Origin of the sequence: Pullulanibacillus pueri (assembly GCF_014639255.1) — a bacterium.
GTDB classification, from domain to species: Bacteria; Bacillota; Bacilli; order Bacillales; family Sporolactobacillaceae; genus Pullulanibacillus; species Pullulanibacillus pueri.
Window position 1 is genome coordinate 1 of sequence record NZ_BMFV01000024.1, and the last position, 16927, is coordinate 16927.

Annotated in this window: 17 protein-coding genes; 9 read left to right on the forward strand and 8 right to left on the reverse strand. The window is 39.1% G+C overall.

What is annotated here, in order from left to right:
- Positions 1 to 177: 177 nt before the first annotated feature.
- The 3 genes from IEV91_RS14215 to IEV91_RS14225 all read right to left on the reverse strand — a co-directional run bounded on the left by IEV91_RS14215 (position 178) and on the right by IEV91_RS14225 (position 3894).
- Positions 178 to 870 (reverse strand): OmpA/MotB family protein, encoded by a 693-nt coding sequence (locus IEV91_RS14215; RefSeq protein ID WP_188498085.1) that lies wholly within the window; start codon positions 868 to 870, stop codon positions 178 to 180.
- Positions 867 to 2405, reverse strand: coding sequence for a hypothetical protein (locus tag IEV91_RS14220; protein ID WP_188498086.1), 1539 nt, complete (start codon positions 2403 to 2405; stop codon positions 867 to 869). Before IEV91_RS14220 ends, IEV91_RS14215 begins: the two co-directional genes overlap by 4 nt.
- 292 nt (positions 2406 to 2697) lie before the next feature.
- On the reverse strand, positions 2698 to 3894 hold the full coding sequence (locus tag IEV91_RS14225) for a coiled-coil domain-containing protein (RefSeq protein WP_188498087.1): 1197 nt from the start codon (positions 3892 to 3894) through the stop codon (positions 2698 to 2700).
- 637 nt (positions 3895 to 4531) lie between these two features.
- Here IEV91_RS14225 and IEV91_RS14230 point away from each other — a divergent pair.
- Both IEV91_RS14230 and IEV91_RS14235 read left to right on the forward strand, forming a co-directional pair.
- A complete protein-coding gene (locus IEV91_RS14230; RefSeq protein ID WP_188498088.1) occupies positions 4532 to 4672 on the forward strand; it encodes a YrzI family small protein in 141 nt (46 codons plus the stop codon).
- 185 nt (positions 4673 to 4857) lie between these two features.
- Positions 4858 to 6141 carry an MFS transporter gene (locus IEV91_RS14235; protein WP_188498089.1) on the forward strand — a complete coding sequence of 428 codons (1284 nt, stop codon included), beginning with the start codon at positions 4858 to 4860 and terminating at the stop codon, positions 6139 to 6141.
- Positions 6142 to 6238: 97 nt separating this feature from the next.
- Here IEV91_RS14235 and IEV91_RS14240 read toward each other — a convergent pair whose 3' ends face one another.
- Positions 6239 to 7306 (reverse strand): thermonuclease family protein, encoded by a 1068-nt coding sequence (locus IEV91_RS14240; RefSeq protein WP_188498090.1) that lies wholly within the window; start codon positions 7304 to 7306, stop codon positions 6239 to 6241.
- A 254-nt stretch (positions 7307 to 7560) separates the two neighbouring features.
- Here IEV91_RS14240 and sigK point away from each other — a divergent pair, with 254 nt between their 5' ends.
- Positions 7561 to 8271 (forward strand): RNA polymerase sporulation sigma factor SigK, encoded by a 711-nt coding sequence (gene sigK, locus IEV91_RS14245; RefSeq protein ID WP_188498091.1) that lies wholly within the window; start codon positions 7561 to 7563, stop codon positions 8269 to 8271.
- 46 nt (positions 8272 to 8317) lie between these two features.
- Here the strand turns inward: sigK and IEV91_RS14250 are convergent, their stop codons facing one another.
- The 4 genes from IEV91_RS14250 to IEV91_RS14265 all read right to left on the reverse strand — a co-directional run bounded on the left by IEV91_RS14250 (position 8318) and on the right by IEV91_RS14265 (position 12183).
- Positions 8318 to 8920, reverse strand: coding sequence for a nitroreductase family protein (locus tag IEV91_RS14250; RefSeq protein ID WP_188498092.1), 603 nt, complete (start codon positions 8918 to 8920; stop codon positions 8318 to 8320).
- A 202-nt stretch (positions 8921 to 9122) separates the two neighbouring features.
- The gene (locus IEV91_RS14255) at positions 9123 to 10421 is read right to left on the reverse strand and encodes an ArsB/NhaD family transporter (RefSeq protein WP_188498093.1); all 1299 of its coding nucleotides are present in this window, start codon (positions 10419 to 10421) and stop codon (positions 9123 to 9125) included.
- Positions 10422 to 10478: 57 nt separating this feature from the next.
- Positions 10479 to 10949 carry a hypothetical protein gene (locus IEV91_RS14260; protein ID WP_188498094.1) on the reverse strand — a complete coding sequence of 157 codons (471 nt, stop codon included), beginning with the start codon at positions 10947 to 10949 and terminating at the stop codon, positions 10479 to 10481.
- 1093 nt (positions 10950 to 12042) lie between these two features.
- Entirely contained in the window at positions 12043 to 12183 is a 141-nt protein-coding gene (locus tag IEV91_RS14265; RefSeq protein ID WP_188498095.1) for a sporulation histidine kinase inhibitor Sda, read from the reverse strand.
- Between the two features lie 736 nt (positions 12184 to 12919).
- On the opposite strand from IEV91_RS14265, the gene IEV91_RS14270 reads away from it, so the two are divergent.
- The 6 genes from IEV91_RS14270 to yqeK are packed head-to-tail and all read left to right on the forward strand — an operon-like array spanning position 12920 to position 16917.
- Positions 12920 to 13435, forward strand: coding sequence for a YqeG family HAD IIIA-type phosphatase (locus IEV91_RS14270; protein ID WP_188498096.1), 516 nt, complete (start codon positions 12920 to 12922; stop codon positions 13433 to 13435).
- A 2-nt stretch (positions 13436 to 13437) separates the two neighbouring features.
- Entirely contained in the window at positions 13438 to 14544 is a 1107-nt protein-coding gene (gene yqeH, locus IEV91_RS14275) for a ribosome biogenesis GTPase YqeH (RefSeq protein WP_188498097.1), read from the forward strand.
- Between the two features lie 6 nt (positions 14545 to 14550).
- Positions 14551 to 15399 (forward strand): shikimate dehydrogenase, encoded by an 849-nt coding sequence (aroE, locus tag IEV91_RS14280; RefSeq protein ID WP_188498098.1) that lies wholly within the window; start codon positions 14551 to 14553, stop codon positions 15397 to 15399.
- 16 nt (positions 15400 to 15415) lie between these two features.
- Entirely contained in the window at positions 15416 to 15709 is a 294-nt protein-coding gene (yhbY, locus tag IEV91_RS14285) for a ribosome assembly RNA-binding protein YhbY (RefSeq protein ID WP_188498099.1), read from the forward strand.
- Between the two features lie 40 nt (positions 15710 to 15749).
- Complete coding sequence (locus tag IEV91_RS14290; protein WP_188498100.1) at positions 15750 to 16334, forward strand: nicotinate-nucleotide adenylyltransferase; 585 nt, start codon at positions 15750 to 15752, stop codon at positions 16332 to 16334.
- Positions 16327 to 16917 carry a bis(5'-nucleosyl)-tetraphosphatase (symmetrical) YqeK gene (yqeK, locus tag IEV91_RS14295; RefSeq protein WP_188498101.1) on the forward strand — a complete coding sequence of 197 codons (591 nt, stop codon included), beginning with the start codon at positions 16327 to 16329 and terminating at the stop codon, positions 16915 to 16917. The genes IEV91_RS14290 and yqeK overlap by 8 nt, the downstream gene beginning before the upstream one ends.
- Positions 16918 to 16927: the final 10 nt, after the last annotated feature.

Sequence of the window (16927 nt, forward strand, 5' to 3'; positions counted from 1 at the left end):
AGATTTTTAAGTGGGGATAAAGAGTAGGAGCTTTACTCCTACCCCAACATTTGACTTAGAACCTTTAAAACCAACTTCAATAGAAGGCTCTGTTATTAAATGGATTAAATGCGAAGGCTTTTTTCTAAAAGGCTTGCTTTCCAAGGAATTTCCTCGTGTCTTCTCAAAGGTGTGCAGCTATTTATCTAACATAATATCTTTAATTTTATTTTGCCATTTGTTATCGTCTAGAATAATTTGAAAAGAGATGCGGCGATTTTTACTTCGATCGCTTTCAGTATTTCCTTTAACAGCAGGTTTATATTTGGAATAGCCCGTGACTGCAAGATATTTAGCATAGTCATCTTCACTGAGTTTTGGGTTGGCCGTTTGCAAATATTTTAAAACAGAAACAGCGCGTTCAGATGAAAGGGTCCAGTTGTCATAAGGGACATCATCTGTGTGCCCTTCAATTTGAATGATATAAATGTACTGGCTCAAATCCTTATCATTAATGATCTCCACAAGACCATCTGCGACATTTTTTAATACGGTCTTTCCTTTAGTACTGATCTCTGAGCTTGCAGAATCAAATAAAACACTCCCTTGAATCGAAATGGTGTTATTCGGTCCTCGAATGATCTTATCCCTGCCCACTTGATCTTCCAGTTTCTTATTGATGACATCTGAAATATGCTTTTTAATATTGGTCGCTTTAGATAGCTCATGGCGCACTTGCGTTTGTTCATATGCATTATAAATACTTTGTACAAAAGCGATAATCGCAATAAAGAGAAAGACGAGAACGACCATTGACATCATGTCAGTGAAAGAGGGCCAGTAGTGCTCCTCGACTCTTTCTTCTAGAAATCTTCGTTGACGGCGTTTCATGTATCAATCACCCGGCTTGGTAGCCCATGGGATGGCCTTTGCTGCAGAGCCTGCTGTTCGAGGTGTTGAGAAATACGCGTCAGCAGTTGGTAAAATTCTTGCATGTAACGAACACTGTCACTTGAATTACGATCTATTCCGTGACTCAGATTTTCAAAACTACAAGAAAGGGCCTCTAGATGACGAATGATGTCCCGCGTGTCTTGCCTATGATCGTTTTGAGTGAACATCTGGGCTTGGCGATCATTTTGATATTTTATCTGTTCGAGAACTTCGCGCTTGATCTTTTCAAACATTTGGTATAAAGAACGTTCAAGTTGGTCGAGACCACTTGAGAGGGTATCTGTTGATTCTGCATACCGATTATTCATCTCTTGATGTTGGTAAAGCCAATCTTCTTGCTGCCGTTGTAGGGTAGAGGAGGCATGGTCGTACTTATCTTGATAACTATCCATTTGTTGATCCAAGGCGCGTAAAAACTGTTGGCTGATTTCTTCAATCCTTTTATTACTTTGATCTAGATGTCCTTGTGTTTGCTTGGAAGCTTGCTCCATGCGTTTTTCGTGTGTCTCCATGCGTTTGAGTGTTTGTTCAATGGCTTCTTTTAAGCTGTGAATTTGCCCGGAAACCCCCTGATTAGTTTCTTCAAACAGTTTGGTTGCTCTCTCAAAAGTCGTTCCTGAGGCTTCCATGCTTTGAGTGGCTTCTAAAAAGAGGGTGGAGCGTTGCTTTTCGTTATTAATCAAGTTCTGCAGTTCTTGCATTGAGGCGTCTAACCGTTCGGTAAAATGGACCATATCACGATTAAAGTCACCAATTGTAGAATGGAAACTTTCACCGATTTTATTGGCGAGGCGATCAAGAATTTTTTCAAAGGAGTCCTTTGGTTTATCAGACTGCAGTTGGGCTTCATACTTATGATCGAGGAGGGCTTCAGATTCTGTGAGTAGGTTTTGTGTTAAATAGGAAATAGAACGTCCTCCTGATAGAAAACCAGCTTGGATAAGGTTAAGAATAAAAGCAGAACCGATGCCTGCAATGCTTGTAATAAATGCAAGACTCATGCCTTTAAAAGGGGAAGCGATGGCTGACACAATGCTATCGACGGATAAGTTCCCATTTCCGGTCTGGTCGCCTAAGGTAAGTAAAGTATCTTGCATGGAAAACATTGAGAAGGTTAATCCCAGAAAGGTACCGAGAACGCCTAAAATAATTGTGAAGGAAGGTAGGTGACTAACCATCTTGGTTATATTCCCGATCGGGGCCTTAATGACGCCAGCTAACCATACTTTCTCATTAAATAAATTTTTTTCGACTAATGCCTGTGAATTTATTTCTATTCCTGTCAACCGATAGGTTTTGTATTCCTCAAAGGTCTCTCGTAACCAAGGAGTACGAAGGTTTAGTGACGTAGAATTTTGGCTTTTGATATCCTCAATCCAACGTCTGAGAAGTTGACTTGTCTGTATTTGAGTGATGATTCCAATAAGTAAGAGAAGACCGATGGCACCAACAATGATGGCTGTAAGATTCAAGTTGACCACCTCCATTATTTCATGCATATGTTTGAAGAGGGAGGACTTGAACACAAAATTAAATTTTTTATATTGAAAAGCGGAGTGACTCACATTCATAAATGAGAATGCCATTGTGTTTCTAAAAGATAAAGACATGTTTTCGTGGCTTTAGACATAAATACTAGTAAGTACAAATTTAAAGGTTTAATAACTTTAGAACGTGGAATGATAATACTAGAGAAGATTTAGAAGAATAGAAAAACCTTCACGTGGGGATGTGAAGGTTTCAAAACTTAATTTTAATTCATTTTTATTGAAGAATGCGTCGAACATAACCATGGAAATGGGCATTCCAATAGCTATTTCCCATAGACGCAATCGCAACGCCTGTACTGCTTTGTGATCCGATAAACTGGCCACCACCGATATAAATAGCAACATGACCATTATGTTTATACGTATCAAAGAACACAAGGTCACCAGGTTTCATACTACTAGCAGAAACTTGACTTCCTACATATTGCAAACCGGAAGTGGAACGAGCCCCTAAATTGATGCCAATTTGTTGGAAGGCCCAGTTAACAAAACCAGAGCAATCAAATTTATGCCCAGCAGGATCCATAGCACCAAAGACATAGGTTGTATTGCCTATGAATCGTTTTCCACTATTAATAAGATCGGAAACAGAACCGCTCGTCATAGAGGAAGTGTAAGCAAATTGTTTAATATCGCTACTTGAAGAAGAGGTGTTCGAAGCGCTCAATGTTTTATTCTTCTGAGAAGAGGAAGATGTCGCAACCGCGGTTTTTGCAGTTGTTTCAGCTTGTTTTTGAGCTTCAGCTTTCTTTTCAGCTTCTTCTTTAGCAAGCTTGTCTAATTTAGAATTGATCGAGTCTTCTTTGCTATTAAGGCTTGCTAAAGCGGCTTCTTTTTGACTTTGAAGGTCTTCAATCGTTCCGACAAGTTTTTGTAGATCATTAAGATCTTCCTGTGATTTCTTAAGCTTGTCGTTCACTTTAGCTTCTTCTTTTTTCAAAAGTTCTTGATCTTCTTTTTGTTTTTCAATCATTTCTTGATCGCCTTTATTAAGCTTATATAAAGCTGTGGCACGATTGATGAAATCACCAAAATCCTTGGAACCAAAAAGAACTTCAAGATAGCTTAGTGAAGAATCACCTTGTTTATAGACTGAATTCAATCGTTTCTTAAGTAGGTTTTCACGATCAGCGATGCGGGCTTTTGTTTTACTAATATCTTTTCTTACTGCTTCAACCTCATCCTGCGTTTGACCAATCGCGATTTGCTTCTTAGAAATTTGTCCAGTAAGCTTTTGGATCTTTTGATTGACTTGATCAAGATCCCCCTGGACCTTTTGCTTTTGTTCAGCAATAGATTGCTTCTGATTGTTAAGGTCGCTTTTTGATTCGGCAGATGCTGTAAGCGGTGTAATAACCATTAGGCAGCCTACACACAAACCTGCAACCTTTACATTTAATTTCTTCCCCATGTTCCTCCCCCTTTGAAATATGGGACTTTTATACCGGTCGATAACCAATATTATGTATAAGCCTATTATAGCAGGGGAAATGGACGAGTGAGGTTACGTGTTGGTAACGTTATATTTCAAAATCGTGCTTTTTTGTAACATAATGAAATATTATCTAATACTTTGTTGAAAATTGGGGCTAGAATAGGGTGAGTGGTTGCAAAAAATTATAATGTTGGTGAATTTTGCTTAAATTTTGGTAATAGGGGTTTACTTTTCCTTAAAAACCATTTATACTACTCACAGATTGTAAAAACATTTTAAATGGAGGTTGAGTAACATGATGTTTGTATTGAATAATAAATCATCTCAAACAACAGCATATGTATATTTAAACGCTCGACTCCATGGATGGAATCTTTAATTGTAATATTAGAATAAGATAACCAACCACGGGTCAAGTGACTCGTGGTTTTTTGTGCCCTTAACGATTGGTAGAAAAGACCATGGGATAAAATTCCTATGGTCTTTTTATATATAATTTTAAGAAAAGGAGGAATTATGCATCATGTTTAACACCATTACAAAAAGAGCTTGGTTTGAGGAGGAGACAGATTTTAAATGAAACGAAAATGTACAAGAGAGGGGGGATCTGGTAATGAAGATGAATGTTTTATCATTAACCCTTACGTTCTCTATTCGTAAACAAAAAAAATCAGCGCATCACTACATGCATGAAGCGCATATGAAACATGTTCGTAATGAAATTTTAGATAAGCTGGCACAAAACCTTAGATAGGTTTTTGGAAACAAAGGAAAAGTCAAAGGGCTTTTCCTTTGTTTGTTGTAAAAGTGAAAGTTATTTAGTGAATGATGAGAGTACGTCTCGGGACGGAGAGAAAACAATGCCAAAGGAGGGCGTTCTGCATAGGAAATATATCCTATAATAAATGGAAATAAAAGAAGGCGATAGGAGATCAAATAATGGCCAATACTTTTTCAGTATTTAAAAAAATGAATTTCACAAGAATGTTCTTAGCTGCTTTTACCTCTAGAATGGGTTCAGTCATTGGAATGACCGCTTTTAGTTTTTATTTGCTTGATCGTTTTAGTGAGCAACCGTTCTATGTCTCTTTAACTGAAATGATGTATTCTCTTCCAACATTAGTGGTTTTCTTTATTGTTGGTGTTCTTGCTGATCGGATGGACAGACAAAAGATTGCGGCCAATTGTGAGTGGATAAACGCTGGACTGTCACTTATCATCATCGTTACCATCATGGTTGGGTGGATGCCATTAATTTTCTTTTTACTTTTTTTAAGAAGTGCTGTTTCAAAGTTTTTCTTTCCAGCAGAACAAGCACTGGTACAAGGAATATTAAGTGAAAAAGAATATACGACGGCTGCTGGTCTCAACCAAATGATGTCAAGTCTTTTTATGCTCTTTGGTAGTGGCCTTGGCATTGTCGCCTATTGGATGGTTGGTGTTGAAGGCGCACTTTTAATAGATGGGATATCTTACATTGTTTCGGGCCTGCTCATTCTGTTTTGTAAGATAGAGCGTGATGTCCGTCTCCCGAATGGTATGAATAAATGGACGGATCTCAAGCCAAAGATGATGATAAGTGATTTTGTTTCGGGATTACTCTATTCAATAAGACATCGATTATTGTTCGCTTTAATCATCGGTTTTTTCGTCTTGGGAATCGTCAATGGTGCTATCAGTGTCTCCACAATGTTTATCTTGAAATATAAACTGGCCCCCGTGACCTATGAACATTGGTCGATTTGGGAAGGGATTGTCTTTGGGTTAGGCATGATCATTGGGAGTATTTTTGCATCTGCCATTGCTGAAAAGTTTAAGATTTATCATTTGTTAGCCGCAGGTTTGCTCATTAGTGGGATTTTTATAGGAGCGATTGCTTTTGCTGATACGCTCTTGGTCTATCTTGTGTTTGTGTTTTTAGCCGCACTCTTCTTGCCGCTTGCAAACATCGCGATTGGCGGTTGGATGCCAAAAATTGTAGACCCTAAAATGATGGGGAGGGTTGAAGGGATTATTAATCCTTTAATGATGGTTTCGCAAACCTTAACATTAGCAGGAATTTCCGTTTTTTATCCATCAGTACTTTCAATAGAAGGACTCTTTTTCGTTGTGGGGGCTATTATTGTCCTTATCGCCTTATATTACACGTTGGTTTTACCCCGACTTGCAGATCGCTTTGACCATATCCAAAAGAATGAAGCGACTCAAATAGGAAAAGTATAGCCTAGGAACGAGGAACATTGTTTAAAAAAATAAGAGAAGCCCAATTTCTGAGCTTCTCTTATTTGTCGTTAGTAGTGCTTGGTGAATATAGAATGGGTTATCTTTTTGATTTACGATAGCCGGCCTTTTCAGCATCGGCCTCTGAGCAAAACCACACAATATTATCTTGTGTGCTATCATAAAAAGCCCCACCAGGAACATGGTATATTTTACTGTTCTTATTCCCTTTAATTTTTCCCTTGCAACTCACATTGGTTTGTCTGTCGTCAGACGTGTTATTTTTAGCGGGCGTCGTAGTTTTTGAAGTTCCGGTTTCGTTCGTTGCTGAAGCGTCTTTCTTTTGACTTAGAGTATTTGAAGACTTTGTTGTAGAAGTATCACAAGTACGAGTAGAATAATGATGCTTTGACGCATAATCACATGAAAGTGAATGACTATAACCACTTGACGTGACATAACCGCTTAAGCTCCAAATACCGAGTTGATGCTCCTTAGCATAGGTTTGGTCTTTTTTAAGAAGAGAAAGATGATCGGTATTGGGCGGATAGATATATGCGACACGAGCCAATCCTTTTCTCACGACATCTTCATTATACATATCTTTAGGCGTGATATAGACATAGGCGAGGAGACGATTATACTTATCTCTTTCGGAGCCCTTTTTTCCTATTTCAAGATAGATCTTTTTACCCACGGGAAGCTTCTTTTTAGCGTAATTGGCGGCGTCATATCCATAGGGTTCCACCGGTGCCTGAGGATCAACATCTTCAGGTGTATCGATTAAAAGCATACGGATGGTTTCATCTTTCCCATTGAGCGTGACATGAATAGTGTCTCCATCCACATTTTTGGAAACGATCGCTGATACGAGATCGGAAGGTGGAGAAGATGTTGCCGTTTGAATTGTTTTGTCATCTGAAGAGGGGGTATTTTTTTGTGATAACGTGTTTGTTGTGGCTGCGCTACAGCCAACTAAAAACAAGAGTAACACTAAAAAGCTAAAATAACGGTAGAAGGATTGTCGCTTCTTCCTTATAACGTCAGAAAATACAAATTTATGGAAGACCTTATAAGGAAGACTTAGGCTTGGCAATAAGCCAGGTTTTCTAAAAGTTAAACCACCAAGCAATGAAAGTAAAAATAAAATGATTAAAAAACAGATCACCTTGTTCAGTCCTTTTCTTGATGTAATAAAGGTTGGTTAAAAAAGAATAACCGCTGCAGGCCACATTGTAGCATAAATTAAAATGTAGCTCTTTCTCCGATTAAAATCATAACATAGAATGTGAAGTTAAAACTAAAAAACATAGAAAATGGTGGACTCCCTCCAAATACTGACATTCCTGGACAGACACCGACCAAGCCCTTATAACATAGACTGTTAGAAGGGGTTAGGGTGAAATCCGTGGAGGTGGTACGTTGTTATCAATAATCGGAAGTATCGCATACTTATTCAAGGAATTCTGGCTGTTTGTGTCCTATGTAAAAAACAATGCCTTTCCCCAACCGCTTCCAGAAGATGAAGAACGCGAGTGTATCCAAAGAATGGCAGAAGGGGACGAGGAAGCCAGGAATAAACTTATTGAACATAACCTTCGACTGGTTGCACACATCGTCAAAAAATTTGAGAATACAAAAGAAGATACTGAGGATTTAATTTCAATTGGGACCATCGGGTTGATTAAAGCAATTGAGAGCTATTCACCTGGAAAAGGAACGAAACTCGCGACCTATGCAGCAAGATGTATTGAGAATGAGATTCTCATGCATTTGAGAGGTATGAAAAAAACCAATAAAGATGTTTCATTAAACGATCCCATCGGCCAAGACAAGGAAGGTAATGAAATTAGTTTAATAGATGTTTTGAAATCAAAAAATAAAGACGTTGTTGATGAAATTTCTTTGCGTATTGAAAAAAAGAAAATTTATGAGTTTTTACACATTTTGGATGACCGAGAAAAAGAGGTCGTCATTGCACGTTTTGGACTTGATGGTAAAAAGGAATTGACACAAAGAGAGATTGCGAAAAAGCTGAACATATCAAGAAGCTATGTCTCGCGAATTGAAAAAAGAGCGTTGATGAAACTCTTTAATGAGTTTTATCGAGAGCCTTATAAAAGAAGTCATTAACATAACAAAAGCCGAACCTAATTATGGTTTCGGCTTTTGTTGCATGTTACTTCCCTGTAGGTTGATTAAAGTTTCCTTCAAAAAGAAGTTCTTCGAGGGAAAGACGACCAGAGGGATGTTCTCTTTCCTTAAGAGGCTCAGGAAGTTCATCGGCAGGACCTTGGTACCCGATAGCAACAATAGCATTGACTTCAAAGTCCTCAGGAATATTTAAAACATTTTTCGCCAATTCAGGATCAAATCCGCCCATAGCATGTGTCATTAGTCCGTTCATTTTCGCTTGAAGCGCTAAATAGCCCCAGGCTGTTCCGGCATCAAATGAGTGAAAGCGATTAGGATTTCCGTCTAATGATTTTTGAGAAAGTATTGCGACTAAGACAGGAGCTTTTTTACACCAAATAAGATTGCCTTCCTTTATAAAGGAATAAAATTTTTCTTTGTCGTTGTCATTGCGAGCGATGATGAAACGCCAAGGCTGCATATTTGCGGCTGAAGGTGCCCATCTTGCTGCTTCGAAGACACTAAAGAGCACGTCTTCTGGTATTGCTTTATCAAGAAAAGCTCTTGGAGACCAGCGATTAAGAAAAATAGAATCTATAGCATAATCATTTTGGCGCTGAGTTTGATTCTCTTGGGCCGTATTTGTCAAGGTGTTTCCTCCTTTGCACCATTCATTTTTATATATCCTGTTTTAGTTAATCACAGCCATTATACTATAATCAAATGATCTGCTTGCCTTCACTTTGTAAACAATCATTAAGAAAGATCCCTTTTATAATGGAGCAAGAATAAAGGAAATATGTAAAATAAAAAGAACCTAGACAAATGAAGCTCTAGGTTCTTCGAGGTGCTTATAAAAAAATTAAGTATCTAAAGTAAATATAGACGGTAGAGAGTAACAAACCAACAATGGTGATGGGGGCACCAATTTTAAGAAAATCTAAATAGGAAAAACCATGGCCTTCCCGTTCAGCCATTCCTGCAACGACGACGTTAGCAGAAGCACCGATGAGTGTCCCATTACCACCAAGACAAGCTCCTAATGAAAGTGCCCACCAAAGCGCATTAATATGAGGAGAATCGACCGCATACCCCATCCCTTCAGCCATATCTTTAATGAGGGGGATCATGGTTGCGACATAAGGAATGTTATCAATGGTTGCAGAAGCAAATCCTGACACCCAAAGGACAAGCATGGTACTTACAGTGATGTTCCCACCTGTAAGCTCAAGAGCAAGCTTGGCCAATTCTTTAATAACACCGATTTCCCTCAAGCCACCTACTAATGTAAAAAGTCCTGCGAAAAAAAAGATGGTTTCCCATTCAACGGCGGATAATGCTTCGTCGACTTCATTACTCTTAACTCCAATAAGCATTAATAACGTTGCGCCTGAAACAGCAATGACAGCCGGATCTACATGAATAAGGGCATGGAGAAGAAAGCTTAGAATCGTTAAGCCAAGAACAACGAGTGATTTCGTCATTAATTTTGGATCTTTAATAAATTCTTTTTCATTAAGTGCCATTAATTTCTTTTGTTTTTCTTCATCTACAACAAGCTGTTTGCGATAGAAGAAGTAAAGAAGGAGCATTGTGACTGCCCCAATAACAATAATAATCGGGGTAAGATTAAGGATAAAGGCATTAAACGTTAAATGTTCAACTTGTTGTCCAATCATTATGTTAGGGGGATCACCAATAAGTGTTGCAGTTCCGCCGATATTAGAAAATAAAACTTCAGAGATTAAAAAAGGAACAGGATTGACCCCTAAAATTCGTGTAATAGAGAAAGTGACAGGAACCATGAGCAAGACGGTTGTCACGTTATCTAAAAAGGCTGAACCTATGGCGGTAAGAATTGAAAGAATAATTAAGATTCGAATCGGTCGACCTTTAACTAATTTGGCAGCCCAGACAGCTGTGAATTGAAAGACACCCGTTTTATTTGTGACCCCAACGAGAATCATCATTCCTATAAGTAGGGTAATGGTTCCCCATTCTATATGTTCAAATGCTTGATCAATATTAAGTATTCCAAAGAAAATCATTAAGGCAGCACCGGCTAAAGCGATGACCGCCCGGTTTAATTTTTCTGTGATGATAAAGGCATATGTAATCAAAAAGATGACTATAGCAATTGTGAACTGCATATTCCTCCATCACGCTCCTTTTCTATTTGACTTATCGGTTTGCAGAACGCGTGTTTATTATGATTCGTCCTCTTTTTTTAGAGTTTTTGTTTCGCGGTGGATAGTGATAACCTTTCCTTCACATTGTGGACAGTGAAGCTTTGTGACGTCTTCTTCAAGATTGTCAATATAAAATTGGAAGTCACAAGTCGAACATTTTACTTTCATCAACCGGTCAATAACCATGTCATTTAAGGCCATATCGGACAAATCAGTATCAATGATTTCGATATGTTCGGTAGGATCAGAATCATCCTGGGCAATAATTTTACCTGTCATATCAGAGGGTAGGCGCCACTGTGAATCAATAGTGAATTCTTCAAGTTCACTATGTGAGGCCTTCTTCATAATGCCTTTTGCCAATTTAATGACTTGCTCATTAGTCAAATCATCGTACGTTATTTCGTGCTCGGAACGTCGCCATAGACCGCGCAATTGATCTTCTGTAAAGATATATTTAACCACTTTATTTATGACTACATTCTTCAAATCATCGCCTCCAGACTATTTTTAACTCTAAATATCTTTATATGTCCTTTATTTTAACCTATCTTATGTCTATAACCCAAATGATACCCTTATTCATATACAGAAAAATTTATATAAAAAAATAAGCCATTGAAGAAAAATAAGCGAATATCAAGGGTTCTGTGAGTTTTTCTTTGGTTTTAAGTCAATGTTTGGGTTGGGAAATAATGTAACCAATAATAAGGTTTTAAAACCAAAATGGCGAGACTTGAAAAAACATAAAAAACGGAATTGCTATAGATTGCGACGTAAATTCGATCGGCGTTGGCATCTCATACCTTACTTTATTTGGTGCTAAATTACCGCTTCAGCAGAATACTTCGCTTTCCGTGGGCACGGCTTCAGCCTCCTCACGGACACCCCACCAACCGGGGTCCCCGAAAAACGTTTTTTGTTTTTTGGGGTGATCTAGGGGTCTTCAGACACGTGCTGTTCCCACAGGAGTCTACGTATTCTGCCTACGCTAAGTAAGATTGTTTTTGAGTTCACGATTCATATCAAACGAAGGAAATACGCAAGAACCGTGTGAGAGAAAGGCAGGAGGTGACAACGCTAATTCTACCAACATTAATACCAGTTGAGAAAAGCATCGACAGCAATCCAGTGGATTGGAGCGTAAGGCGTGAGACTCCTTCGGGAGTAGCACGTGTCCGAAGATCCACTTGGGAAACCCATTAATCCATTCCCAAGTTAGCTGAGGCCACTAAGGACGATCGGTTAAATCGTCACGTCCTGTGACAACACCGATCCTACCCACGTCCTGTGGGCATGAGTAAAGCGAGCGACCTGGAGCGGAAATCACACATTATCAGCTCCGCCCCCCTACCCGTTACGTCGCAGTTTCCTTCAATTCCGGAGTAAGTAATGGTCAGCTAGAAAACCTTCGCATTTAATAATAGAAACTTTAAATTGTTGTTATACCCTAAATGTATAATTAAGCCTTTTGATTTTCTGTACTAAAATAAAAATAAAAAACTCGCGTTAAGCGAGTTTTTAGAGAAAGTATCTAAGCCTTCGAACAGTAGTTGACAATAAGTCTACGTTTCGTATCGTATTATGAAAGCTGTTGAATCACATTGTCGAGTGAGCGTCGTTTGATTTCATGTTCAATGAGTGTGATAAAATCACTACTAAGCTGCAATTCTCTTGCTTTAAAATAAGATTCGATAAGAAGATCATCTGATAGTTTTTCCATAAATTCCGCTTTGTGCGATCCACCTCCAGAGTTAATAAAAGGATAGGTTAGATTCTTTAAAATCAAAGGGGGAGTTCAAATCATGCAGATCTTCATAGAGAGTGAGAGACTCGACTCTGTACAGGGGCAATGCCTTTTATCGTCGAATGCCTTTCATCTATGGCACCTTGTCCACTTTTTTGAACTCACATCTAAAGAGTGATAACTTGTATATAAACTGTACCATGATTATCTTGTAAGAACAATCGTTCCGATATCCACATGTTGTGGTGGATAACCTGTGGGTATTCTGTAGATAGAGTTTGAAAACCTAGTAATATCTTAGTTGATAATGTGCATAAGGTTATCCACAGGTTGATGAAAGAGTCGGTATTTGTCGAATTGTTTTTAGAATAGTTCTAAGTTTTTCTCATATAATGGTTTATTTTCTTAAAAGATATGGGTTTTGTCAATTTGTATATATTCTTAAATTTTTTTTAGAGATATGTCGATAAAAAGTTATCAAGAAACACAATTTTAATAAAGAAATGAGACAGAATGGAAAGCTTAGCTTGCTTTTTAAGAAGGTTAACCCTAAAATCAAGGACAGAACAAAGGTTGCTCGTACTTTTCACACGATCTTTTGAAATAGGGAGTGGCGACTCTCTTATACAACTTAGCCATGGTGATATAGGATGGGGGAACGTTTAGCTAAAGCAAGTTTTTATTCTAAAATAGGATACTTGAGGTGTTGTGATTGTTAGAGAAGTTTTTACCTAGTCAACATGCAAAAAGCATATACGAAATAACTCCGGATGAACTCATTAAACATAATATTAAAGGAATCGTTACTGATTTGGATAATACATTAGTTGCATGGGACAAGCCTGAGGCAACGCCAGAGCTGATCGAGTGGTTTAAAAAAATGAAAGACTCAGGCATCTCTATTACCATTGTTTCTAATAATCATGAACAAAGAGTGCGCTCGTTTTCCGAGCCTTTAGGCATTCCTTTTATTTCGAAGGCCCGAAAGCCAATGACTCGAGCCTTTCAGCGCGCAATTCGTGAAATGGGGCTAGTCAAGGATAACGTGGTTGTGATTGGAGATCAGTTATTAACAGATGTTCTAGGTGCAAGGCGTTTAGGCGTCCACGTCATTTTAGTTGTACCAGTGGCGCAATCAGATGGGCTAGCCACGCGTTTTAACCGAAGACTAGAAAGAATAATTTTATCTAAACTAAGAAGAAAAGGTCTTATTGATTGGGAGGATTAGTTTTGGCTGAAACAGTATTTTGTGCAGGGTGTGGCATTGCGATCCAAACGGAGGATGAACAGGCCGTGGGGTATGCACCGGCCTCTGCCTTAAAGAGAGATGTTGTCATTTGTAAACGGTGCTTTCGACTAAAACATTATAATGAAGTTCCTGATATTTCATTAACAGATGATGATTTTATTCAGCTTTTACAAAAGATTGGCGATACGGAAGCACTTGTTGTCAATATTGTTGATATTTTTGATTTTAATGGCAGTTGGATTCCTGGACTCCACCGTTTTGTTGGTGACAATGACGTGCTTTTAGTAGGGAATAAGGCGGATGTATTGCCAAAGTCAACGAACTTAGATAAATTAAAAAATTGGATGCACCATGCAGCTAAGGATCTCGGCTTACGTCCATTAGATATCTTTTTAATGAGTGCAGAAACGAGTCTAGGGGTCGATGATCTCGCGGCGGCCATTGATCACTATCGTGCGGGCAAGGATGTTTATGTTGTGGGGGCGACCAATGTCGGGAAATCCACGTTTATTAATCGTTTGATCGAAAGACTTGGTGGGGATGATCGCTTTAAAATGACAACCTCACAATTTCCAGGGACAACGCTTAATTTTATTGATTTGCCCTTATCGGATGGTCAATCTCTAGTGGATACACCAGGAATTATCAATCACCATCAAATGGCACATTATGTTGATTACGATGAATTAAAAATCATTACGCCAAAAAAAGAAATCAAACCAAAGGTCTATCAATTAAATGAAAAACAAACACTTTTCCTTGGAGGACTAGCGCGTCTAGATTATATTGGGCCAGATCGTCGCTCTCTAGTGTGTTATGTATCAAATGAGCTTTATATTCATAGAACAAAAATGGAAAACGCGGATGCGTTGTACGAAGAACAAGTGGGGCAGTTATTAGTGCCTCCAAAGGAAGCTGAAGGGTTCGGTCCTTTGGTTCCTCATGATTTTGCTCTGAAGAGTGAAAACACGGACGTTGTATTTTCGGGATTAGGATGGATTACAGTCAAAGGCCGTGGGGCCCAGGTTAGAGCCTACGCCCCAAAAGGCGTAAGGGTGACTGTTCGTCCTTCGATTATAAAGGGGTGAAAGTGAGTGGGACAATCAAGGTTAGGGGTCATAGGTTATCCCATAAAGCATAGTTTATCACCTGTCATGCATACATCATGGTTCAATAAATATAAGCTTGATAATCGTTATGAGATGCTTGAAGTGCCACCAGACACTTTAAAAGCAACTGTTAAAAAATTTCGTTCGCCAGAGTGGCTCGGATTTAATGTGACAGTGCCTCATAAAGTGGCTATTTTTTCATTAATAGATGAAGTGGATGAAAAGGCACAGCTTATCGGTGCTGTGAATACGGTGATTAATCATGGCGGAAAATTAACGGGGACAAATACGGATGGGGAAGGCTTTATCCAAAGTCTCCTTCATGCCGGTTTTTCGTTAACCGACAAAGTCCAAGCCTTAATTATAGGGGCGGGCGGGGCTGCCCGTGCGGTAGGATTTGCTTTAGCTAAATCAGGGATTAAGCGTCTTGATTTTACAAATCGTACGCAAGAGAAGGCTGAGGCTTTAAGTGAAGTGGCGAAAGAATTTACAGCCAGTTCGGCGCTATCCCTCTCTCAAGCAGAGGAGGGGCTTGCAGACTATCAATTAGTCATTAATGCGACATCTGTGGGGATGGAGCCTTTTCCCGATCATATTCCTCTCAGCTTGAGACATGTGATGCCAGGGACCTTTTGTGTAGATCTCATTTATAAGCCTCTACAAACCCTTTGGCTTAAAGAGGCGGACAGTAAAAGGTGTCAGACGCTAAATGGTCTTCCGATGCTTGTATATCAAGGCGCACTGGCCTTTAAGCATTGGTTCGGAAACATGCCAGAGGTAGATGGAGTGGAAACACTTTTGGTGGAGTATTTAAACGGAAATAAGCAAGAATAATTCAAGAGGTGACTTCATGTTAACAGGAAAACAAAAGAGATTTCTCAGAAAAGAAGCCCATCACTTAAAGCCGATCTTCCAAATCGGTAAAGCGGGGCTTCATGAAACGATGTTTAAAGAAATTAACGATGTTTTAGAAGCTCGGGAACTCATAAAAATAAGTGTATTACAAAATGCCATTGAAGATCCTAACGAAGCGGGGCAGGTTTTAGCAGAAAAAACAGAGGCAGAATTTGTACAAGTTTTAGGTAATGTCATTACATTGTATAAGAAATCGGAAAATAATCCCAATCTTCAACTTCCGAGATAAAGCAATGCTATAGAAGGCGTTGATGTAAGGGGCGGTCAGCATGGTAAAGAGAATTGGATTATTTGGAGGGGCCTTTGATCCCCCTCATACTGGACACCTCATACTGGCAGCAGAAGCCGCAGAGGCGGCAGATCTTGATGAGGTCTGGTTTCTTCCAAGTTATATTCCACCTCATTTGGAACGGAAACACTCACAAAGAATCTCTTCCGCACAATCAAGAATTGACATGGTCCGTCTTTCCATAGAAGGGGAGTCAAAATTTCGGCTTTCCTTGGTTGAATATGAACGTGAAGGGAAGTCCTATACATACGATACGGTAGCGATCTTAAAAGAGCAATATCCGGACCATGTTTTTTACTTTATTATCGGTGGAGACATGGTCAACGATTTACCGCAGTGGTATAAATTCGAAGAGCTCAAAACCAGTGTGAATTTTCTAGCAACAAAACGTGCGGGAGTCCCTTTACACCCTATTGAAGGGATGAACATCCAATATTTCGATATGCCTTTGATTGAAATTTCATCAAGCATGATAAGGGAGAGATACAGAACTGGGAAACCGTGGCATTATTTTTTGCCTGTTGCAGTGAAAAATTATATAGAGGAGAACGGCTTGTATGACTAAAGAAGAAGTATTAAAAATCATCAAAGAACGGCTGCCGGAAAAGCGCTATGAGCATACGCTTCGGGTTACGGATACAGCCATTGTGTTAGCAGAAAAATATGGGGAAGATCCTCAGAAAGCTGAACTTGCTTCCCTCCTTCATGATATTGCAAAGTATTTTTCTGAACAAGAACTTTATGAAACGATTACGCAACATCCTGAGGTTCCTAATACTTTTTTGCATTATCATCCCTCAATCTGGCACGCCCCCGTCGGAGCTGTTTATGCCCAAGAACACCTTGGGATCTTAGATATGGATATTCTCAACGCTATTACTTATCATACGACAGGGCGTGAAGGGATGTCCTTGTTAGAGAAAATTGTTTTTTTAGCCGATTACATTGAACCGGGTCGTCATTTTCCTGGTGTTGATGAAGTTAGAACTTTGGCTGAAAGTGATTTAGATCAAGCCGTTGCCAAAGCGCTCGCCAATACTATTCAATATTTAGTCGGAAAATATGCATCTGTATTTCCTGATACGATTCATGCTTACAATGATTTAGTGACCAAGGTCGGGAAGGAACTTCAGTTAAAGGAAAAATAAAGGGAGGCAT